Below are 19,057 nucleotides of genomic sequence, written 5' to 3'. Positions count from 1 at the left end.
CCTCGACAAGGCAGCGCCTGCCTTCCGACCCCGCCAAGACCCTCTGCAAAGCACCCCACCCATGACCGACCCCAAGACTCCCGATGGCGCTCCAGGCCATGACATCGCCCCCGCCGATGCGGCCACGGGCATCTCCAAGGGCCTGACCAACTACGGCGACCGCGGCTTTTCGCTATTCCTGCGCAAGGCCTTCATCAAGGGCGCGGGCTATACGGACTCGGCGCTGCAGCGCCCCGTCATCGGCATTGCCAACACGGGCAGCAGCTACAACCCCTGCCACGGCAACGCGCCCCAGCTGATCGAGGCCGTCAAGCGCGGCGTCATGCTGGCGGGCGGCTTGCCCATGGACTTCCCCACCATCTCGGTGCACGAAAGCTTCTCGGCGCCGACCAGCATGTACCTGCGCAACCTCATGTCCATGGACACCGAGGAGATGATCCGCGCCCAGCCCATGGATGCCGTCGTGCTCATCGGCGGCTGCGACAAGACGGTGCCGGCCCAGTTGATGGGCGCGGCCTCGGCGGGCATCCCGGCCATCCAGCTGATCACCGGGTCGATGCTCACCGGCTCGCACCGCAGCGAGCGCGTGGGCGCCTGCACGGACTGCCGCCGCTACTGGGGCAAGTTCCGCGCCGAAGAGATCGACGCCGAAGAGATTGCCGACGTGAACAACCAGCTGGTGGCCAGCGTGGGCACCTGCTCGGTCATGGGCACGGCCAGCACCATGGCCTGCATTGCCGAGGCGCTGGGCATGACCGTGCCCGGCGGCGCCTCGCCCCCCGCCGTCACGGCCGACCGCATCCGCATCGCCGAGCAGACCGGCACCGAGGCCGTGCGCATGGCGCGCGAGCGCCTGACCATCGACAAAATCCTCACGCCCGCCGCCTTCGAAAACGCCATGCGCGTGCTGCTGGCCATTGGCGGCTCCACCAACGGCATCGTGCACCTGGCCGCCATCGCGGGGCGCATGGGCTATGACATCGACCTCAAGGCCCTGGACCGCATGGGCCGCGACACGCCCGTGCTGCTGGACCTCAAGCCCTCGGGCGATCACTACATGGAGGACTTCCACCACGCGGGCGGCATGGCCACGCTGCTGCGCGAGCTCAAGCCCCTGCTGAACCTGGACGCCCTCACCGTCACCGGCCGCACGCTGGGCGAAGAGATCGACCGCGCCGGCCCCGGCTTTGCGCAGGACGTGGTGCGCCCGCGCTCCAACCCCATCTACCCGCAGGGCGGCATCGCCGTGCTGCAGGGCAACCTGGCGCCGGGCGGCGCCATCATCAAGCAGTCGGCCGCCCATCCCCGGCTCATGGAGCACGAAGGCCGCGCCGTGGTCTTCGAGAACGCGGCCGACCTGGCCCACCGCATCGACAGCGACGATCTGGACGTGACGGCCGACGACATCCTCGTGCTCAAGAACATCGGCCCCAAGGGTGCGCCCGGCATGCCCGAGGCGGGCTACATCCCCATCCCGCGCAAGCTGGCGCGTGCCGGCGTCAAGGACATCGTGCGCATCTCCGACGGGCGCATGAGCGGCACGGCCTTCGGCACCATCGTGCTGCACGTCACGCCGGAGTCGGCCGTGGGCGGCCCGCTGGCCCATGTGCACAACGGCGACCGCATCACGCTGTCGGTGGCGCGGCGCGAGCTCACGCTGCAGGTCAGCGACGAGGAACTGGCCCGCCGCGCCCGGCTCAGCCCGGTGACCGAGCCCACGGCCGAACGCGGCTACCGCAAGCTCTTTCTCACCACCGTGAACCAGGCCGACCAGGGCGTGGACTTCGACTTCCTGCGCTGCGCCACCGAACGCGGCACCATTCCCGGCCCGCGCGAATAGTCCATGCCAGGCAGCGCGGCACGCCCGCCATGCCCAGTGAAGGCCATCAGTTCGGACAAAATGGCGTTTTTGTCCCAACCGCCTGTCTTGATGGTCGCTGCCGCCTCACTGCCGATTTCCCTGGATGCCGAACCCGCCCCCGCAGCCGACGCCCTGGGCGCCATGGTGGCCGCGCTGGAAGAGGACGTGGTCTTCGGCCGGCTGCACCCGCGCGAACGCCTGGTCGAAGACGACCTCATGGCCCGCTTCGACGTCAAGCGCCACATCGCCCGCGAGGCCCTGGCCGCGCTGGACCGCATGGGCCTCATCGAGCGCCGCAAGAACGTGGGCGCCCTGGTGCGCTCTTTCTCCACCCAGGAAGTGCAGGAGCTGTACGAGCTGCGCGGCATGCTCGAAGTCGAGGCCGCGCGCAAGATCCCCCTGCCCGTGCCGGCCGAGAGGCTCGAACGCCTGACCTCCATCCAGCAGCAGCACGACGCCGCCGTGGCCGAAGGCAACGCGCGCCTGGTGTTCCGCATCAACCAGGCCTTTCACCAGGAACTGTTTGCGCTGGCGGGCAACGACACGCTGCACAAGGCCATCACCGAATACGCGCGCCAGACCCACCCCATCCGCTTCGCCTCCCTGGTCTCGGCCGACTACCGCGAGCGCGCACGCCAGGAACACTGGCAAATGATCGAAGCCCTGCGCGCCCAGGACCGCGATGCCCTGGTCCGCCTGTGCGCCGAGCACCTGCTGCCCTCGCGCGATGCATATCTGAATGCGCAGTTGCAGCGGTTGTAGGCGAAGTCCTTAGCTGGGCGGGCAGTGCAGCCCCTCAGTCCCGAGCCGCCCCCAACCTCCCCCGGTACGCCGCAGGCGTCTCCCCGAACGTGCGCCGGAACAGCCCGATGAAGGCGCTGGCCGTGGCGTAGCCCAGGTCCAGCGCGATGTTCGTCACCGGCGCGCCGGCGGCCAGCATCTCCAGCGAGCGCATCAGCCGTGCGCGCTGGCGCCAGGCGGTGAAGCTGAAGCCGGTTTCCGAGACAAAGCGCCGGCTCAGCGTGCGCGAGCTGACCGCGGCCCAGCGTGCCCAGGCCTCCAGGTCGCGGGCATCGGCCGGGTCGGCGATCAGCGCGCGGGCGATGCGCTGCAGGCGCGGGTCTGCGGGCAGGGGCAGGCCCAGGGGCTCCACGGGCAGGGTGCTGATCTCGTCCAGGATCACCGCCATCACATGGGCGCGGGCCTGGTCCGCCGAAGGGCCTGGTTGCACGGGCTGCGTTGTGGGCACGCCTTGCTGCCATCCCCAACCGGCGGCGCGCAGCACGGCCTCGCGCAGCAGGCCCGAGGTGCGGATGGCGCAGGGCCGCTGCGGCAGGTCAGCGCAGGCCGGCTCCGCCACATAGACGCTCCAGCCGTGGAAGGGACCATGGGAGCGGCCCGAATGCAGCTGGTGCGGCGGCAGCCACACGGCATGGATGGCGGGCACCACCCAGACCGCGTCTTCCACGCCCACCGACAGCAGCCCGCGCAGCGAGCCGAACAGCTGGCCGCGCGCGTGGCGGTGCGGCTCGGAGGCCAGCTCCTCGTCCTGGCTGCCCACGGCCGCGATCAGCACGGGGCCATCGGCACGGTTCACATGGCTGACCAGTTCAAGAATGGCATCGGGCATGGCGTCTTTGAGCTATTTGTTGGCTGATCCAGTCTACAGCCGCCAACGCCTTTGTTCTTACGCTTGTGCCATGCACACAGACAACACCGCCCTTGCAGAGCCGCCAGGCCCGGCCATCGACCTGGACTCGCTCTACGCCGCCCCGGCAGAAAGAATCCAGAAGGCCGTGCGCGACCGCCTGTCCGACTTCCACGAGGCCTATCTGCGCCAGGCCAGCTTCTTTTGCCTGGCCACGGCCGGCGAACGCGGCCTGGACGCCTCGCCGCGCGGCGGGCCGCCCGGCTTTGTGCAGGTGCTGGACGAGCGCACCGTGGCCTTTGCCGACTGGCCCGGCAACAACCGCATCGAATCCCTGCGCAACCTGCAGGCCGATGACCGCCTGGCCATGCTCTTCCTGTTCCCGGGGCTGGACATCTTCCTGCGCATCAACGGGCGCGGCCGCATCTCCACCGACCCCCATCTACTGCAGGAGCTGAGCGAAGGCCGGGGCACGCCCAAGACCGCCACCGTGGTCCTGGTCGACGAGGTGCTGCTGCACTGCGGCAAGGCCATCCACCGCTCCGGCCTCTGGAACCCGTCAAGCCAGCTGGACCGCTCCGCCCTGCCCACCGTGGGCCAGATGATGGCCGCCCTCACGCAGTTGGCCGACGCCACGGCGCCCGCCATGGATGCCGCGCAACAGGAGCAGGCCAACGCCCACTACGCCCATGCGGTCAGGCACGACCTGTACTGATGCCCTGCTTTTTCCCAGGAACCATGACATGCTGATCGATACCTCCCGCTTTCCCCTGGTCTACCTGCGCGAACCCGAAGCGCAGGCACCTGCAGACGCAGGCAGCGGCAATGACGCATCGGCCGAAGCCCAGATCGAATCCCTGCTCGACCAGGGCCGGCACTTCGTGCTGCTCACCGACCACCTGCCCGGCGACCACCCCGAGGAAAGCCACGAAGAACGCAAGCAGCGCGCCCTGTTCTTCAAGCGCAACCGCGAACGCATGCGCCAGCTGTGCCGGGGCATGGTCGTCATCACGGGCGACCGCGCCGTGCCCGCCGCCCTGCGCCTGGCCGTGCAAGGCATGGGCAAGGCGCTGGGCATGCGGGTTGCGTTTGTGCAGGGGGAGGATGAGGCGCAGGCGTGTTCGCGGGAGCTGCTGGCCGGCGCCTGAGCAGGCGCCGGCCCCTTCAGCGCGCACCTGGCCCAGTGCACGCTGCGCGCTGCGGCGCTATGCCGCCGACTCCCGCAAGGCCTGCGCCACGCGCGCCTCATCGGCTGCCTTCTCGGCCTCGCGCAGCCGCCGTTGGGCCAGATTGCGGTAGGTGCTGCCAGCCGTGATCGCCTTGCTTCTGGAGCAGTCGCCCGTGAACAGGGCGCTGTGGCGAATCGTCTTCAAGGCCTCGGCCACCACGTCCAGCCGCTGGCAGCCCTCCGGCGTCTCCAGCCACTTCAAGGCCATCTGCGCCGTGGCCGAGATCTCGGCGCAGCCCTCATCCACCAGCTTGTGGATCTCGGAGATATCGCGCGTCAGCCGCTCGATCCTGGCGGCCGAGGTCTTGGCCTGTTCCTTGGTCTGCTTCATGGCTGCGCCCTCCGTGCGAAGTGGCGCAAAGAGTGCCCCAGTTGAAGGGGTGACAAGGTATGGAAAAGACCGGCCGAAGTGACTGCGGTCATGAAAAAGCCTGCGATACCAGTGAACTGGGCGCAGACCAAGGGGTGAGAAACGGTGATCATCGTTCCGTGCTCCGGTAAGGGACAGAACTCACTTTCGGGGAGGCTCAACCGCTGTGTATTGGTGTTCTTACGCACCAGCCCCGGAACAGGGGGCCGACCGGATGATAGGCAAGTTTCCACAGCCGACACAAGCGCAGCTTCGGCAGCGATGCGCTGGCAGGGATGTGGGCACAAACAGACACATTTCCCTACAAGCTCCATACGGGGGAGTCGCATCGATAAAATTATTGGGAATCATTCTCATCACGAATTCTCATCCCGTTTTCTCCATGCACTCCCCCCTCCACACGCTGACCCCGATCGCCGGGGCCCTGGCCCTTCTTTTGTCTGCTGGCGCCGCATGGGCCCAACCTGCCCCTTCCACGGCAACGGCCGCGCCCGAGCTGGGCACCGTCACCGTGGAGGCCAGCGCCGATGCGTCGGCTGAAGGCCTGTCCAGGCCCTACGCGGGCGGCCAGGTGGCGCGCGGCGGGCGGGCCGGGATTCTGGGCACGCGCGACAACATGGAGACGCCGTTCTCCATCACCAGCTACACCAACGAGCTGATCCAGGACCGCCAGGCCAAGAGCGTGGGCGATGTACTGCAGAACGATCCTTCCGTGCGCGTGGCGCGCGGCTTCGGCAATTTCCAGGAGTCCTACTTCGTGCGCGGCTTCGTGCTGGGCTCGGACGACGTGGCCTACAACGGCCTGTACGCCCTGCTGCCGCGCCAGTACATCGCCACCGAGCTGTTCGAGCGCGTGGAGCTGCTCCGCGGCGCATCGGCCTTTCTGATGGGCGCCAGCCCCAATGGCGGCGGCCTGGGCGGCAACATCAACCTGCTGCCCAAGCGCGCGGGCAGCGATCCGCTGTCGCGCGTGACGGCAGGCATTGCCAGCGGCGGCCAGGCCTTTGTGGCGGCCGACGTGAGCCGGCGCTTCGGCCCCGACCAGGCCACGGGCATCCGCCTGAACGCTGCGCACCGTGGAGGCGACACGGCCATCGACCAGGAAAGTTCCAAGCTCGATCTGCTGTCCGTGGGCATGGACTGGCGCAGCCGCAATGTGCGCCTGTCGGGCGACATCGGCTGGCAGGACAACCGCCTCAAGCGCACGCGCACCAATGTCACGCCGGGCGCAGGGCTGGCCGCCATTCCTGCGGCGCCCGATGCTTCCTCCAACTGGGCCCAGCCCTGGACCTATTCCGACGAGCGCGACCTGTTCGGCACGCTGCGCGGCGAGTGGGACATCAACAGCAATGTGACGGCCTGGGCCGCCTATGGACTGCGCCGCAGCTCCGAGAACAACTCGCTGGCCAACATCACGCTGGCGGCGGCCGGCAATGGCGCGGCCACCACCAGCCGCTTCGACAACGCGCGCAAGGATCGCGTGAGCACGGGCGAGCTGGGCGTGCGCGCACGCCTGAATACGGGCAGCGTGGGCCATGAGATCGTGGCCAGCTACTCGGCCTTCGACCTCAAGGTCTACAACGCCTATGGCATGAGCACCGGCGGGGGCAGCAACACGCTGGCCACCAATCTCTACGACCCGCGCTACTACGCGATCACGCCGCTCAATTACCTGGGCAACGACCTGTCCAACCCCGCTTACAACCGGGGCACGCGCCTGAACAGCTTTGCGCTGGGCGACACGCTGTCGCTGATGGACGGCCGCATGCTGGTGACGGCCGGCATGCGCCGCCAGACGATAGAGACCGACTCGGTGAGCTACCGCCTCGTCAGCAACGGCGCCGTCACCAGCCAGGGCGGCGTGCGCACGGCCTATGACCAGAGCCGCACCAGCCCGGTGCTGGGCGCGGTGTTCAAGCTCACGCCCCAGGTATCGCTATACGGCAACTACATCGAGGGACTGGCCCAGGGCGACACGGCGCCGGCCAAGTCGGGCGACACCATCATCGCCAACGCGGGCCAGCAGATGTCGCCCTACGTGACCAAGCAAAAGGAAGTGGGCGTCAAGTACGACGGCGGCAAGCTGGGCGGCGGCCTGGCCTTCTTCTCCACCGACAAGCCGCGCTCGCTGATCGACGGCAACCTGTTCACCTCGGCCGGCAAGGACCGCCACCAGGGCGTGGAATTCAACGTCTTCGGCGAACCCATGCGCGGCCTGCGCCTGCTGGGCGGCGCCACCTGGCTGGACGCCAGGCAGCAGAGCACGGGCCGCGCCACCACCGACGGCAAGCGCGTCATCGGCGTGCCGCGCTTCCAGGCCACGGCGGGCGTGGAATGGGATGTGCCGGGCATCAACGGCCTGGCGCTGGACGGCCGCCTGGTGCACACCGGCGCCAGCTACGCCAACGATGTCAACACCCTGCGCGTGGCCGGATGGAACCGCCTGGACCTGGGCGTGCGCTACATGACCGAAGTGCAGGGCAAGCTGCTCACGCTGCGCCTGCGCGTGGACAACGCGACGGATCGCAACTACTGGGCCTCCGTAGGCGGCTACCCGGGCTCGGGCTACCTGACGGTGGGCGGTCCGCGCACGTTCTCGCTGAGTGCGAGTGTGGATTTCTGAGGCGGGATGCGCGTGCTTTTTGGGGAAGGAACCTTTCGCCCGGGCATGGTAATGCACCTGCATTACCATGCATGGCAGCCTATCAGGAGATGCCATCATGTTTTCGACACTTGAAGCCGAATCCACGCTCACTGACCGCTACCAGACCACCATTCCCGAAGCCGTTCGCCGCGCATTGCACCTGAGCAAGCGCGACAGGATCCACTACACCATCTTGCCCGGCGGGGAGGTCGTGCTCAGTCGCGCCGACTCCGCCGAGGATGCCGATCCCGTGCTGGGCCAGTTTCTCGGCTTTCTGGCCCAGGACATGGCAACCCACCCCGAGCGCCTGCAGACCATGGATGCCCGTCTGGCGCAGCAGATCCAGGCGCTGACCGAAGGCATCGAGGTCGATCTGGATGCACCGCTTCTGGCAGACGACGAATGAGCGCCGTACCGCCCGCCCCCTTGCGCATCCACGGCTGGACGGTATTCATGCACCCGCTTTTCCTGGCCCAGCTGCAGGCGTTGAGCCAGGAAGTGGAGGGTCTGAAAAAGAAGGACCCTGGCGGGTACACACGCAAGAACGCGACCAAGCGATTGGCGGCGATCCGCAAGCTGGCATTCGATGTCATCCCGCAGGATCCCACGCGGCCAGACTACCGCCAGGGCCATACCCTGGGCGAGGAGCACAAGCACTGGTTTCGGGCCAGGTTCTTCCAGCAGTACCGCCTGTTCTTCCGCTTTCACGCCCCCAGCAAAATCATCGTGTTCGCCTGGGTCAACGATGAGGACACCAAGCGAGCCTATGAGGGCAGCGACGATGCCTACAGGGTGTTCCGAAAAATGCTCGCCAACGGGCACCCTCCTGGCGATTGGGACAGTTTGCTGGCACAGGCGAAGTCCCCGCCATCACGCTCACAGCCGCACGCCTGAGCCGCAGCCCGCCCTCAAGTCTCGCGCGGCTTGGTATCCGGCTCCGCGTCCGCCTGCGGGGGCGGCGCACTGACCACGTGCGGCAGCATCACGAGGATGACGATGGCCAGCAGCGTGGCCAGCAGCGCGATGGCTTCGCGCCCCAGGCCGCAGGCCACGCCGATGGCGGCCGTCATCCAGATGCCGGCGGCCGTGGTCAGGCCTTGTACCTGTTCCTCGGAGTGGCGCTTGATGATGGCGCCCGCGCCCAGGAAGCCCACGCCGGCCACCACGCCCTGGATCACGCGGCTCATGTCGGCAATGCCCATGCCGCCGCGCTCGGGCACCAGCACGAACAGCGCCGCGCCCATGGCCACCAGCATGTGGGTGCGCAGGCCGGCGGCCTTGCCCTTGTGTTCTCGCTCGTAGCCGACGATGCCGCCCAGCAGGGCCGCCAGCAGCAGGCGCACCATGACGCGCGTGACCTCGGCCGCATCGGGCAGGCTGGAGAATTCCTCGGCCAGGGTGCTGGTTACTTCCTCCCACATGGCGCGTTCCTTTCCTCGGGTTGTGCGTCAGGACTCAGGAAGCGAGCATGGCGTGGCGTGCAGCGCGCCCAGGCCATCGCCCTTCGCCATTGCCTGTCAGCCAAGCGCGCCCAGCTCAGGCGCCTGCGGGCTTGCCCTGGTCCTTGGGGGGTGCAGCCGGCTCTGCGGGGCTGGCGGGCTCCGGTTCCGGCACGGCGGCCGGTGCAGGCTCAGGTGCAGGTGCAGGCTCAGGTGCAGGTGCAGGCTCGGGAGCAGGTGCAGGCACCAGACTCAGCATGTGCTGGGCCAGCGTCTCGTACAGCGGCCGGGCCAGCATGCGCGAGACCAGGCTGGCCAGCATGGCAGCGGCCATGAGGCTGAGCACCATGGAGTGGCCGTCCACCATCTCCATCACGATGATGAAGGCCGTCAGCGGCGCCTGCGTCACGGCGGCCAGGAAGGCGGCCATGCCCATGGCGATGAGGGCGGGCGCAATGTCTGCGCCCATGAGGCCGGCCACGTTGTGGCCCACGCCCGCGCCAATCGACAGCGAGGGCGCGAAGATGCCGCCCGGCACGCCCACCCAGGCCGACAGCCAGGTGGCGATGAACTTCAGGGTGACGTAGAACGAGGGCACGTCGGCCTGGCCCGCCAGCATGTGCTTGACGGCCTCCGAGCCCGCGCCGAAGGTGGCGCCGCCCGTGACCATGCCGATGACGGCGATCACCAGCGCGATCGCCGCCGCGAAGCGGATGGGAAAGCGCGCACGCAGCTGGTTGAGCCGCTCGGGCGTGCGGGTCAGCGAAGCGGCCAGCAGCTTGGCGAAGAGGCCTCCCAGCACGCCGCAGGCCAGGGTCACGCACAGGCCGGGCAGCAGCGCGTCCCAGGTCAGGTGGGGCACCTGGATGCGCCCGAAATAGCTGAGGTTGCCGAAGGCCGACACGCCCATCAGGCCGGCCAGCACGATGGCCGCGATGATCAGGCCGCTGGAGCGCGACTCCAGCTTGCGCGACAGCTCCTCGATGGCGAAGACCACGCCCGCCAGCGGCGCGTTGAAGGCCGCCGCAATGCCGGCCGCGCCGCCGGCCACCAGCAGCGCATGGTGGCTGATGCCCGAATGCGGCCCGAACCAGCGCCGCGCATGGTGCATGACACCGGCGGCCACCTGCACCGAAGGCCCCTCGCGCCCGATCGACAGCCCCGCCGCAAAGCCCGCGCTGGCCAGCGCCATCTTGGCGAAGGACAGCCACAGCGACACGAAGCGCCCGCGCTGCGCGGGGTCCAGCGCCGGGTCCAGCGTGGCGATCACCTGCGGAATGCCCGACCCCGCCGCGCCCGGCGCCCAGCGCCGCGTGAGCCACACGGCGCCCGCCGTGACGGCAGGCATCCACAGCAGAACGGCCCAGCCGCCCTGCCAGTGGTAGATGCTCTCGAAGAGTTCAAAGCCCGCATCAGCCATCAGCGTGAAGGCCACCACGCACAGCCCGGCGGCGGCCGCATAGGCCAGCACGATGGTGCGGTCCAGCCAGCGCCTGCCGTCCCGGAATTCCTGGTTCAGGTTGTGGAGGAAGTCGGGTTCTTGCTGCATCGCGTGAAGAGGCTGGGCGAAAGCTCTTCATTGTGCACAAGCCCGGCCACAGGGGCTGTGGCCAGCGGCAATGCCTACTTCACCGCTGCGTTGATGGCCGATGACTGCGTACCTGGAGAGCCTTCCGCCCGTCAGGCATTCCACCGCCCGGGCATAAGCTCCCTGGCAACCCGTGCCTTACGCCACTCAATGACGGCACGTTTGCGCAGCTCTCACCCGCGCCGGCGCGAACCTGTCGCTGACCTGCAGCGCGCTGCCGTGCCGATCGTGCCTGCAGGTTCAGTCCACCACGAAGAGCCTGGCGCCCTTGGGTGAGCGCGAGCGGTGCGGCTCGGCGTTGTCCGCCACCTGGTAGCTCATGCCGGGCGTCAGCGTGAAGCGGCGGCCGTCCGCCAGCTCGGTCTCCAGCTCGCCTTCCAGGCACAGCAGCACATGGCCCTTGGTGCACCAGTGGTCGGAGACATAGCCGGGCGTGTACTCCACCGTGCGCACGCGGATGTTGCCGAAGTTCTGCGTGCGCCAGAACGCCTGGCCGGCCTCGGCCGAATGCTCGGTGGGCGCCACGGCGGCCCAGTCGGTGGTGTTGAAGGGGATGTTGTCCATCTGCATGGCGGGATTCCTTGATGAAGGGGGTGTACAGCGTGGGGGCCGGCGTCGGCAGCAGCCTCGGTCTCAGTCCCCGCACCGCAGCAGGTAGATATCCATAATCCAGCCATGCCGCTCGCGCGCTGCGGCGCGGGCCTGCGCGATGCGCGGGGCGGCCTCGGCCAGCGGGCCGCTGTCCAGCATCTGGCGTTCCATGCCCAGGTAGGCGCCCCACCAGATATGCAGGCCGGCGTCCATGTCGCTGCCGTCCGAGTCCAGCAGCTCGGTGAAGCTGCACTGCCCGTCCAGCATGACCACGGCCGTGTCCACGCCGGGCGGCCAGCCCTGCTCGCGCAGCTGGCGGCCCGTGGTGACCACGAAGGGCTGGCCTATGCCGTTGAGCGCAATCGCATGCGCGGCGCACAGCACCTGCATGGAGCTGATGCCCGCCACCACGCGCACGCTGTGCGGCGCCGGCTGCATGCGCGCGGCGATGCGCAGGGTGCTGTCGTACAGCGCCGGGTCCCCCCAGACCAGCAGGGCGACCTGCAAGGGCTGGCCGGCCGTTCGCGGCGCCAGTCCATCGTCCAGGGACCGGGCGATGGCCGCCTGCCAGCAGCGCGTGATGGCCGCATGCCACTCATCGACCTGGGCCAGGTAGTCGTCGCCCGTGGACCGGCGCACGGGCATGTCGAAGCCTTCGATGCGCGGGCCGGGCGCAGTGAGCACGGCATCGCACAGGTCGCGGCGCAGGGCGGCGAGTTCGGCCTTGTCCTCGCCCTTGTGCGGCAGCAGGATCAGGTCGGCGGCCTGCATGGCGGCCTGGGCTTCGCGCGTGAGGTGGTCGGGGTTGCCCGTGCCGATGCCGATCAGGCTCAGCGCCACGGGCGGCAGGGCCGCGCTCATGGGGCGGGGTTCCCGAGGGGCACGTCGCTCACGGGGTCCCTCAAGGTATCCCTCGCGGTATCCAGCGCGGCATTCGCATGCACATCGGTGGCGGGAAAGCGCGGCTCGGTGCCCAGCGGGCGGTAGCGGCGGTCGTAGTCGGCCGCGTAGAGGCGGCTTTCGCCGAAGTCCTCGGCCTGCAGGCTGCGGCCCACCAGGATCAGGGCCGTGCGCTCCATGTGGGTGGCCACGGCCTCGGTCAGGCTGCCCACCGTGGTGCGCACCACGGTTTCGTCAGGCCAGCTGGCGCGCCAGACGATGGCCACAGGGCAGTCGGCGCCGTAGTGCGGCAGCAGCTCGGACTGCACCTTGGCGGCCACATGGATGGACAGATGGATGGCCAGCACGGCGCCCGTGGCCGCGAAGGCGGCCAGGTTCTCGCCCTCGGGCATGGCCGTGGCGCGGCCCGAGGTGCGCGTCAGCACCACGGACTGGCACAGGCCGGGCAGGGTCAGCTCCGCGCCCAGCGTGGCGGCGGCGGCCGCGAACGAGGGCACGCCTGGCGTGACGGTGTAGGCAATGCCGGCCTCGCGCAGGCGGCGCAGCTGCTCGCCCATGGCCGACCAGACGGACAGGTCGCCCGAGTGCAGGCGCGCCACGTCTTCGCCACGCGCCTCGGCGGCCTGGATCTCGGCCACGATGTCGTCCAGGCTCATGGATGCGGTGTTGACGATGCGCGCGCCCGGCGGGCAGTGCGCCAGCAGCTCGCGCGGTATCAGCGAGCCTGCGTACAGGCAGACCGGGCAGGCCGCCATGAGGTCGCGCCCGCGCACGGTGATCAGGTCGGCGGCGCCGGGGCCGGCGCCGATGAAATGCACGGTCATGCCGTTGCTCCTTGGTTCTTGGCCTGGCTGGCGTGGGCCAGGCAACAGTTCAGAGGTCCGCCCTGGCCCACGGCCAGGGCCAGGGTGGCGCTGCCGTCGTCCGCCACCAGGCGGGTCACGCTCAGGGCGGAGTGCGGGCCTGCGGCGGCCAGCGCCGCCGCCTCGGCCACGCTGCCCGTGCCATAGCGCGCCAGCATCCGCGGCGACTGCGTGACCACGGGCTGCCCAGGCAGTTGCCCTGGCGGCACGCGCACCAGAACGGCCGTGGGCACGACAGCCGCCATCCAGGCGGCCAGCGCCGGATGGCTGGCCTTGGTGTCCAGCACGGCCACCGCGCAGATGGGCTGGGGCGCGCAGGCGCCTGCGTCTGCGCTTTCCGGCAGCTGCGCCTGCGCACGCTGCCACAGCGCCTGCAGCGCATGGGGCAGTGCGTCCGTGTGCAGGCCCAGGCCCAGCACGCCGCAGCGGTGGGGGATGGTTTCGTCCGGATTCACCGCTGCCAGCTCCACTGCACCAGCGGCCGCGCAGCCTTCCAGCTGCGCATGCGGCCCAGCGGCTCGGCGCTGGAAATCTCCAGCCGCAGCAGCTGGCCGCCGTGCTCGGCCTGCAGTTGCACCAGCAGGGCCTCGGTCTCCAGCGTCACGGCATTGACCACCAGGCGGCAGCCCGCGGGCATGAGGGCCTGCAGGCGCTCGAACAATTCGGCGTCAAAGCCCCCGCCCACGAACACGGCCTGGGGCCGGGCCAGCGCCTGCAGCCCGGCCAGCGCCTCGGGCGCCACGCCCTGCACCACGCGCAGGCGCGCCTGCAGACCGAAGCGCCGGGCGTTGAGGCGGATGTTGTCCGCACGCGCCGCATGCTGCTCCAGGCTGATGGCCGAGCCACCGGCCAGGCACCACTCCACGGCCACCGAGCCCGAGCCGCCACCCACATCCCACAGGCATTCGCCGTGGCGCGGCGCAAGAGCCGCCAGGGTCAGCGCGCGGGCCGGGGCCTTGGTGATCTGGCCGTCGTTGGCGTACCAGTGATTGGGCCGGCCCGGCACCAGCGGCAGGGCCGCGCCGCCCTGGGCGAGTACGGCCACGGCCACGGGCGCACAGGCAGGGTCGGCGGCCAGGGCCTGGGCGGCTTCGGCGGCGCGCCATGCACGGCGGCGCTCGCGCGGGCCGCCCACGGATTCCAGGACTTCCAGGCGGCTGTCGCCCCAGCCTTCCTGCACCAGCCAGTCCGCCAATGCGGCCACGGCGGCGCCATCGCGCAGCAGCACCAGCGACTGGCGGCCTGGCGACAGGTGCGGTAGCAGCTGCTCCACGTGGCCGGCGTGCAGGCCCAGGCAGACCGTGTCTTCCAGCTTCCAGCCCAGGCGGGACGCCAGCAGCGAAAATGTCGAGGGTTGGGCGTGGCAGCGCCACTCCTGCGGCGCCAGATGCGCCGCCAGGCTGCCGCCCGCCCCGAACCAGAACGGATCGCCCGACGCCAGCACCACCGTGGGCCGGCCACGGCAGGCCAGCACGGGCGCCACGTCAAAGGGCACGGGCCAGGGGCGACCCCGCTCGCCGGCACCGGCCAGCGCCAGGTGGCGCGGCCCGCCAAAAACGGTCTCGGCCGCGTCCAGCGCGCGCAGCGCGGCGGGTGCGAGGCCGTCCAGGCCGTCTTCGTTCAGGCCCACCAATGTCAACCAGGGATCAGTCATGCCCCATGTTCTCCTGCTGGGCGGCACCAGCGGCGCCAGCCAGCTGGCCCAGGCCCTGCACCGCGCCGGCATTGCCGCCGTGTTCTCGTATGCGGGCGTCACGCAGTCGCCCGTGGCCCAGCCCCTGCCCACCCGCGTGGGAGGCTTTGGCGGCGCGCAGGGCCTGGCGCAATTCCTGCGCGGGCAGGCCATCAGCCATGTGGTCGATGCCACCCACCCGTTTGCCGCACAGATGAGCCGCAATGCCTGCCAGGCCTGCGCCGCCACCGGCACGCCGCTGCTGGCGCTGGAGCGCGAGCCCTGGCAGGCCAGTGCCGGCGACGCCTGGATCGACGTGCCCGACATGCAAGCCGCCGCTGCCGCCCTGCCCCAGGCAGCCGCCCGGGTGTTTCTGGCCGTGGGCCGCAAGCAGCTTGCGGCCTTTGCGGGCCAGCCGCAGCACCACTATCTGCTGCGCCTGGTCGATGCGCCCGAGCCCGGCAGCCTGCCCCTGCCCCACACCACGGTCGTGCTGGGGCGCGGTCCTTTCAGCGCGGACGACGATGAAGCCTTGTTGCGCACGCACGGCATCGAATGGCTGGTGGCCAAGAACGCAGGCGGCGAGGCCACGCGCGGCAAGCTCGATGCCGCACGCGCCCTGGGCCTGCCCGTGGTGATGGTGCAGCGCCCGGCGCTGCCGCAGCGCCAGCGCACCGGGTCGGTGGCTGCGGTGCTGCACTGGATTGCTCATGGCGTGCTGCCGACGGCGCCGACAGCACCGCCCGCGCCGCCATCCATGCCGTAGTGGCGTGGCGTGTAGACCCAGCGGCCCACGCGGCGCGTGGCGCTGTTGCCCACCAGGACCACGGTGCGCATGTCGGCCATCTCGGGCGTGGCCTCGGCCAGCGTGCACACGTGCAAGTGTTCCTCGGGCGTGGACACGGCGCGCGCGAACACCAGCAGGCGCTGCGGCTCGCAGCGGGTGCGCAGCAGCTGCAGCAGGCGCACAAAGCCTTCGGGCCGGCTCTTGGAGCGCGGGTTGTAGAAGGCCATGGCGAAGTCGGCCTCGGCCGCCAGTTCCACGCGCCGCGCGATCACCGGCCAGGGCTTGAGGTTGTCCGAGAGATTGATGCAGCAAAAGTCATGGCCCAGCGGCGCACCAGCGCGCGCGGCGGCGGCCAGCATGGCGGTGATGCCGGGCAGCACCTGGATATCGAGCGCCTGCCAGGCGGCGGCCTGCACCGCATCGGCGGATTCCATGGCCTCGAACACGGCCGACGCCATGGCGAACACGCCCGGGTCGCCCGAGGACACCACGACCACCTGCCGCCCCTGCGCGGCCAGCGCCAGCGCCTGGCGCGCGCGCTCCAGCTCCACGCGGTTGTCCGAGGCATGCCAGGCCACGGCCTGGCCCTGACCCGCCTGCGCCAGCAGGGCCTGCGCGCGAGACACATAGGGCAGGTAGCCGACCACATCGTCGGCCCCGTGCAAAACGGCTGCGGCTTCGGGCGTGATCTGGTCCAGTGCGCCCGGGCCCAGCCCCACCACCGTCAGGCGGCCGGCGCTCACCATGCGGCCTCCGGCCGGCGGCCCTGGCCGTGCACGAGCACGATGGCGAAATAGGGGCAGGCGTCGTCGGACACATCGCCCAGGCGCGCGACCTGCTCGCTGTCCGTGGTGCCGTTCTGCACCAGCCAGGCGGCGTCAAGCCGGCCCGTGCGCTGCAGGGCGCGGCGAATGCGCGGCAGGTTGCGGCCGACCTTCATGACGACCAGGGCCTCGGCCGTCTGCATGCGGCGCACCAGCTCGTCTTCGGACAGGGTGCCGGTCATCACGCTGAGCACGTCGTCGCCCCAGGTGATGGGCTCGCCCGTGGCGTGCCAGCAGCCCACCATGCCGGGGATGCCGGGCACCACGTCCAGCGGCACCTGCCCGCGTTCGCGCAGCCGGGTGTACAGATGCATGAAGGAGCCGTAGAGGAAGGGGTCGCCCTCGCACAGCACCACCACCTGCCCGGTCTGCGCCAGCGCTTCCAGGCGCAGGCACCAGTCGTCGTAGAAGCGCGCCAGCAGGTCCACATAGGCGGGGCTGTCCACGGGCAGCTCGGTGGTCACCGGGTATTCCATGGCGTGCTCGGCGGCGCCTTGGGCCAGCAGGCCGTCCACCAGCTGGCGGGCCTTGCCGGGCCGGCCTTTCTTGCGGAAGAACGCCACCTGGCGGGCGCCGCGCACCAGGCGGTCGGCCTTGACGCTCATGAGTTCGGGGTCGCCCGGACCCAGGCCCACGCAGACAATGCCGGGCCCGCCCTGGCTGGGACGCGGCTGCCTATTCGACATGGCTGGCCAGTGCGTTGATGGCGGCCACGGTAATGGCCGAGCCGCCCAGGCGGCCATGCACGGCCATGCAGGGAACGGGCAGGTCCTGCATCAGCGCCTGCTTGGATTCCATGGCGCCCACAAAGCCCACGGGGCAGCCGATGATGGCGGCCGGCCGGGGGCAGGCCGGGTCCTGCAGCATGTTGAGCAGGTGGAACAGGGCCGTGGGCGCATTGCCGATGGCCACCACGGCCCCGGCCAGGTGCGGGCGCCACAGCTCCAGCGCGGCGGCGCTGCGCGTGTTGCCCATGTCACGGGCCAGCGCGGGCACGCGCTCGTCCTGCAGCGTGCAGATGATGGGGTTGGCGGCGGGCAGGCGCGAGCGCGTGATGCCCTCGCTGACCATGCGCACGTCGCACAGCACGGGCGCGCCGTTTTGCAGGGCCTGTGCGGCGGCCTCGGCCATGCCGGGGGAAAAGGCCACGTGCGGGGCCAGCTCCACCAGGCCGGCGGCGTGGATCATGCGCACCACCACGCGTTCCTCGACAGGCGTGAAGCGTTCCAGCGCCGCCTCGCGGCGGATGGTGGCAAAGGACTGCCGGTAGATCTCGGCGCCATCGGTTTCGTAGCGGTGCAGCATTATTCTTTTGAAAACAGCAATCCCGGATTGTCTCGCACCGAGGCCAGGGTCCGCTGCTCCTGCGCCCTATCCCCGGCACGGCCGTGGCGCACTACGGAATAGACAGGGCCTTCGCCCTCGTCTTCACCTTCTGCCCGCAGCACCACCGTGGCCGGCGTCTGCCGCGCGCAGCCCTTGGCGCATCCGGTCACATGCAGGTGCGCGCCGTGGGGCACCTGCGGCGCCAGCTCCAGCGCCAATGTCTGCGTGGGACCCAGGGCCTGGGTGCAGCCCGGCGCGCCGGTACAGGCGGATACGCGCAGGCGCGGGTCATGGGCGTGGGTGATCCAGTCAGCGGCGTTGTCCAGCCCCGCCGCCGCCCACCAGCGGGGCAGGGCCGCGCCGGCTCCGGCGTCTTCGTCTTCCACCAGCAGCATGCGCCAGGGTGTGACACGCAAAACGGCCTGATCGGGCAGCGCACGCAGCAGCCGCGCCAGCGCCACGGCCGGCAAGCGGCCCAGCGGCGCGCCCAGCATCCAGCCCACGCCGGGCACGGCACCGGGCGCCGGTCCTTCGCCGTGGGCCGGGGTTTCTGTCTCCACCCAGTCCAGTCCGGGAGGCGGCTGCAGTTGCGCCGCCACCGCGGCCATGCGTCCGGGCCGCAAGCCCTGGGCGCGGCGAAGGGAGGCCTGACCGGCAAACCAGCGCGCCAGCGCCAGGCCTGCGGCCACGGCCTGGCTGGCATCGGCCACGGCCAGCGCCTGCTGCCGTCCATCGGGCTGCACCAGCCAGCCGGTGGCTGTGCGCTGCAGGCGGATATCGGCGGACACGCCGGCCAGCCGGCCCGGCGCGCCTTCCACCGACCAGCCGAACTTGGCCGGCAGGCCCGCCAGGTCATCGGCCGCATCCAGTGCCTGCTGCAGGGCCTGGCCCAGCGCATGGACGGCCTCCTGCGGCCGGCACAGCGGGTCGATCACCAGGTTGCGGCGGCGCTCGCGGCCTGCATCGGCATCGAGCAGGCCTGCGGCGGCCAGGGCGCGCAGCACGGCGGCGTGCCGCCCGGGCGCAATGCCGCGCAACTGCACATTGCCGCGGCTGGACAGCTCCAGCGCGCCGTTGCCTTGCACCCAGGCCAGGCGCGCCAGACGCCGCGCCTGCGCTGCCGTCAGGCGGCCCAGCGGCGGGCGCACGCGCAGCACCAGCCCATCGCCGGAGGCCATGGGCTGCCAGGCGCCGGGGCACCAGCCTTGGATGTGGGGAGGGGTATGCATGGGGTAGGGGCCCCGACTGTAGCGCCGGCGCACCCGGCATCCCAGGTGCAAGACCCGCATGCGTTCATGAAATGCGGACTTTCTTGA

The 19,057-nt window shown here is 70.4% G+C and carries 21 protein-coding genes; 8 read left to right on the top strand and 13 right to left on the bottom strand.

The window, feature by feature from the left end; genetic code table 11:
* Nucleotides 1-61: 61 nt before the first annotated feature.
* Complete coding sequence (locus IAE24_RS21800) at nt 62-1,840, top strand: IlvD/Edd family dehydratase (protein ID WP_192368306.1); 1,779 nt, start codon at nt 62-64, stop codon at nt 1,838-1,840.
* A gap of 90 nt (nt 1,841-1,930) precedes the next feature.
* A complete protein-coding gene (locus IAE24_RS21795) occupies nt 1,931-2,623 on the top strand; it encodes a GntR family transcriptional regulator (RefSeq protein ID WP_199961970.1) in 693 nt (230 codons plus the stop codon).
* A gap of 34 nt (nt 2,624-2,657) precedes the next feature.
* On the opposite strand, the gene IAE24_RS21790 is transcribed toward IAE24_RS21795, so the two are convergent.
* Nucleotides 2,658-3,491, bottom strand: coding sequence for an AraC family transcriptional regulator (locus IAE24_RS21790; protein ID WP_199961969.1), 834 nt, complete (start codon nt 3,489-3,491; stop codon nt 2,658-2,660).
* A 70-nt stretch (nt 3,492-3,561) separates the two neighbouring features.
* Between IAE24_RS21790 and IAE24_RS21785 the strand changes: the two genes are divergently transcribed.
* Both IAE24_RS21785 and IAE24_RS21780 read left to right on the top strand, forming a co-directional pair.
* Nucleotides 3,562-4,224: an MSMEG_1061 family FMN-dependent PPOX-type flavoprotein gene (locus tag IAE24_RS21785; RefSeq protein ID WP_197944352.1), complete on the top strand. Its 663-nt coding sequence runs from the start codon at nt 3,562-3,564 to the stop codon at nt 4,222-4,224.
* Between the two features lie 28 nt (nt 4,225-4,252).
* Complete coding sequence (locus tag IAE24_RS21780) at nt 4,253-4,657, top strand: hypothetical protein (protein WP_199961968.1); 405 nt, start codon at nt 4,253-4,255, stop codon at nt 4,655-4,657.
* Between the two features lie 57 nt (nt 4,658-4,714).
* Here the strand turns inward: IAE24_RS21780 and IAE24_RS21775 are convergent, their stop codons facing one another.
* Nucleotides 4,715-5,068: a hypothetical protein gene (locus tag IAE24_RS21775; RefSeq protein ID WP_143343481.1), complete on the bottom strand. Its 354-nt coding sequence runs from the start codon at nt 5,066-5,068 to the stop codon at nt 4,715-4,717.
* A 421-nt stretch (nt 5,069-5,489) separates the two neighbouring features.
* Between IAE24_RS21775 and IAE24_RS21770 the strand changes: the two genes are divergently transcribed.
* The 3 genes from IAE24_RS21770 to IAE24_RS21760 all read left to right on the top strand — a co-directional run bounded on the left by IAE24_RS21770 (nt 5,490) and on the right by IAE24_RS21760 (nt 8,645).
* Nucleotides 5,490-7,730, top strand: coding sequence for a TonB-dependent receptor (locus IAE24_RS21770; protein ID WP_199961967.1), 2,241 nt, complete (start codon nt 5,490-5,492; stop codon nt 7,728-7,730).
* A gap of 97 nt (nt 7,731-7,827) precedes the next feature.
* Entirely contained in the window at nt 7,828-8,157 is a 330-nt protein-coding gene (locus IAE24_RS21765) for a type II toxin-antitoxin system PrlF family antitoxin (protein ID WP_197944355.1), read from the top strand.
* Nucleotides 8,154-8,645: a type II toxin-antitoxin system YhaV family toxin gene (locus IAE24_RS21760; protein WP_199961965.1), complete on the top strand. Its 492-nt coding sequence runs from the start codon at nt 8,154-8,156 to the stop codon at nt 8,643-8,645. Before IAE24_RS21765 ends, IAE24_RS21760 begins: the two co-directional genes overlap by 4 nt.
* 14 nt (nt 8,646-8,659) lie before the next feature.
* On the opposite strand, the gene IAE24_RS21755 is transcribed toward IAE24_RS21760, so the two are convergent.
* The 7 genes from IAE24_RS21755 to cbiE all read right to left on the bottom strand — a co-directional run bounded on the left by IAE24_RS21755 (nt 8,660) and on the right by cbiE (nt 14,786).
* Nucleotides 8,660-9,172, bottom strand: a complete 513-nt coding sequence (locus tag IAE24_RS21755; protein WP_012207634.1) for an MgtC/SapB family protein — start codon at nt 9,170-9,172, stop codon at nt 8,660-8,662.
* Between the two features lie 115 nt (nt 9,173-9,287).
* The gene (locus IAE24_RS21750; RefSeq protein WP_199961963.1) at nt 9,288-10,739 is read right to left on the bottom strand and encodes a chloride channel protein; all 1,452 of its coding nucleotides are present in this window, start codon (nt 10,737-10,739) and stop codon (nt 9,288-9,290) included.
* 279 nt (nt 10,740-11,018) lie between these two features.
* Nucleotides 11,019-11,348: a DHCW motif cupin fold protein gene (locus tag IAE24_RS21745; protein ID WP_013800515.1), complete on the bottom strand. Its 330-nt coding sequence runs from the start codon at nt 11,346-11,348 to the stop codon at nt 11,019-11,021.
* 63 nt (nt 11,349-11,411) lie between these two features.
* Complete coding sequence (cobF, locus tag IAE24_RS21740; RefSeq protein ID WP_199961962.1) at nt 11,412-12,230, bottom strand: precorrin-6A synthase (deacetylating); 819 nt, start codon at nt 12,228-12,230, stop codon at nt 11,412-11,414.
* Nucleotides 12,227-13,093 (bottom strand): precorrin-4 C(11)-methyltransferase, encoded by an 867-nt coding sequence (gene cobM, locus IAE24_RS21735; protein WP_199961961.1) that lies wholly within the window; start codon nt 13,091-13,093, stop codon nt 12,227-12,229. The genes cobF and cobM overlap by 4 nt, the downstream gene beginning before the upstream one ends.
* The gene (locus IAE24_RS21730; protein WP_199961960.1) at nt 13,090-13,587 is read right to left on the bottom strand and encodes a cobalamin biosynthesis protein; all 498 of its coding nucleotides are present in this window, start codon (nt 13,585-13,587) and stop codon (nt 13,090-13,092) included. Before IAE24_RS21730 ends, cobM begins: the two co-directional genes overlap by 4 nt.
* A complete protein-coding gene (cbiE, locus tag IAE24_RS21725) occupies nt 13,584-14,786 on the bottom strand; it encodes a precorrin-6y C5,15-methyltransferase (decarboxylating) subunit CbiE (protein ID WP_199961959.1) in 1,203 nt (400 codons plus the stop codon). Before cbiE ends, IAE24_RS21730 begins: the two co-directional genes overlap by 4 nt.
* On the opposite strand from cbiE, the gene IAE24_RS21720 reads away from it, so the two are divergent.
* Complete coding sequence (locus tag IAE24_RS21720) at nt 14,785-15,570, top strand: cobalt-precorrin-6A reductase (RefSeq protein WP_199961958.1); 786 nt, start codon at nt 14,785-14,787, stop codon at nt 15,568-15,570. The two genes, cbiE and IAE24_RS21720, sit on opposite strands and share 2 nt — an antisense overlap.
* On the opposite strand, the gene cobJ is transcribed toward IAE24_RS21720, so the two are convergent.
* The 4 genes from cobJ to cobG are packed head-to-tail and all read right to left on the bottom strand — an operon-like array spanning nt 15,513 to nt 18,970.
* Nucleotides 15,513-16,337, bottom strand: coding sequence for a precorrin-3B C(17)-methyltransferase (gene cobJ / locus IAE24_RS21715; protein WP_199961957.1), 825 nt, complete (start codon nt 16,335-16,337; stop codon nt 15,513-15,515). The genes IAE24_RS21720 and cobJ overlap by 58 nt on opposite strands.
* Nucleotides 16,331-17,101 carry a precorrin-2 C(20)-methyltransferase gene (gene cobI / locus IAE24_RS21710; protein ID WP_065347777.1) on the bottom strand — a complete coding sequence of 257 codons (771 nt, stop codon included), beginning with the start codon at nt 17,099-17,101 and terminating at the stop codon, nt 16,331-16,333. Before cobI ends, cobJ begins: the two co-directional genes overlap by 7 nt.
* Entirely contained in the window at nt 17,091-17,720 is a 630-nt protein-coding gene (locus IAE24_RS21705; protein WP_013800507.1) for a precorrin-8X methylmutase, read from the bottom strand. The genes cobI and IAE24_RS21705 overlap by 11 nt, the downstream gene beginning before the upstream one ends.
* Nucleotides 17,720-18,970 (bottom strand): precorrin-3B synthase, encoded by a 1,251-nt coding sequence (gene cobG, locus IAE24_RS21700; protein ID WP_199961956.1) that lies wholly within the window; start codon nt 18,968-18,970, stop codon nt 17,720-17,722. The genes IAE24_RS21705 and cobG overlap by 1 nt, the downstream gene beginning before the upstream one ends.
* Nucleotides 18,971-19,057: the final 87 nt, after the last annotated feature.

Source organism: Delftia sp. S65 (assembly GCF_016516495.1).
In the GTDB taxonomy this organism is placed as follows: domain Bacteria; phylum Pseudomonadota; class Gammaproteobacteria; order Burkholderiales; family Burkholderiaceae_C; genus Comamonas; species Comamonas acidovorans.
Note: the sequence above shows the minus strand (reverse complement) of the source record. Positions and strands in the feature narration are given on the sequence as shown.

Bases quoted from the DNA above. Each gene is read 5' to 3' on its own strand.
- IAE24_RS21800 (WP_192368306.1), top strand. From the start codon at position 62: ATGACCGACCCCAAGACTCCCGATGGCGCTCCAGGCCATGACATCGCC.
- IAE24_RS21795 (WP_199961970.1), top strand. From the start codon at position 1,931: ATGGTCGCTGCCGCCTCACTGCCGATTTCCCTGGATGCCGAACCCGCC.
- IAE24_RS21790 (WP_199961969.1), bottom strand. From the start codon at position 3,491: ATGCCCGATGCCATTCTTGAACTGGTCAGCCATGTGAACCGTGCCGAT.
- IAE24_RS21785 (WP_197944352.1), top strand. From the start codon at position 3,562: ATGCACACAGACAACACCGCCCTTGCAGAGCCGCCAGGCCCGGCCATC.
- IAE24_RS21780 (WP_199961968.1), top strand. From the start codon at position 4,253: ATGCTGATCGATACCTCCCGCTTTCCCCTGGTCTACCTGCGCGAACCC.
- IAE24_RS21775 (WP_143343481.1), bottom strand. From the start codon at position 5,068: ATGAAGCAGACCAAGGAACAGGCCAAGACCTCGGCCGCCAGGATCGAG.
- IAE24_RS21770 (WP_199961967.1), top strand. From the start codon at position 5,490: ATGCACTCCCCCCTCCACACGCTGACCCCGATCGCCGGGGCCCTGGCC.
- IAE24_RS21765 (WP_197944355.1), top strand. From the start codon at position 7,828: ATGTTTTCGACACTTGAAGCCGAATCCACGCTCACTGACCGCTACCAG.
- IAE24_RS21760 (WP_199961965.1), top strand. From the start codon at position 8,154: ATGAGCGCCGTACCGCCCGCCCCCTTGCGCATCCACGGCTGGACGGTA.
- IAE24_RS21755 (WP_012207634.1), bottom strand. From the start codon at position 9,172: ATGTGGGAGGAAGTAACCAGCACCCTGGCCGAGGAATTCTCCAGCCTG.
- IAE24_RS21750 (WP_199961963.1), bottom strand. From the start codon at position 10,739: ATGCAGCAAGAACCCGACTTCCTCCACAACCTGAACCAGGAATTCCGG.
- IAE24_RS21745 (WP_013800515.1), bottom strand. From the start codon at position 11,348: ATGCAGATGGACAACATCCCCTTCAACACCACCGACTGGGCCGCCGTG.
- cobF (WP_199961962.1), bottom strand. From the start codon at position 12,230: ATGAGCGCGGCCCTGCCGCCCGTGGCGCTGAGCCTGATCGGCATCGGC.
- cobM (WP_199961961.1), bottom strand. From the start codon at position 13,093: ATGACCGTGCATTTCATCGGCGCCGGCCCCGGCGCCGCCGACCTGATC.
- IAE24_RS21720 (WP_199961958.1), top strand. From the start codon at position 14,785: ATGCCCCATGTTCTCCTGCTGGGCGGCACCAGCGGCGCCAGCCAGCTG.
- cbiE (WP_199961959.1), bottom strand. From the start codon at position 14,786: ATGACTGATCCCTGGTTGACATTGGTGGGCCTGAACGAAGACGGCCTG.
- cobJ (WP_199961957.1), bottom strand. From the start codon at position 16,337: ATGGTGAGCGCCGGCCGCCTGACGGTGGTGGGGCTGGGCCCGGGCGCA.
- cobI (WP_065347777.1), bottom strand. From the start codon at position 17,101: ATGTCGAATAGGCAGCCGCGTCCCAGCCAGGGCGGGCCCGGCATTGTC.
- IAE24_RS21705 (WP_013800507.1), bottom strand. From the start codon at position 17,720: ATGCTGCACCGCTACGAAACCGATGGCGCCGAGATCTACCGGCAGTCC.
- cobG (WP_199961956.1), bottom strand. From the start codon at position 18,970: ATGCATACCCCTCCCCACATCCAAGGCTGGTGCCCCGGCGCCTGGCAG.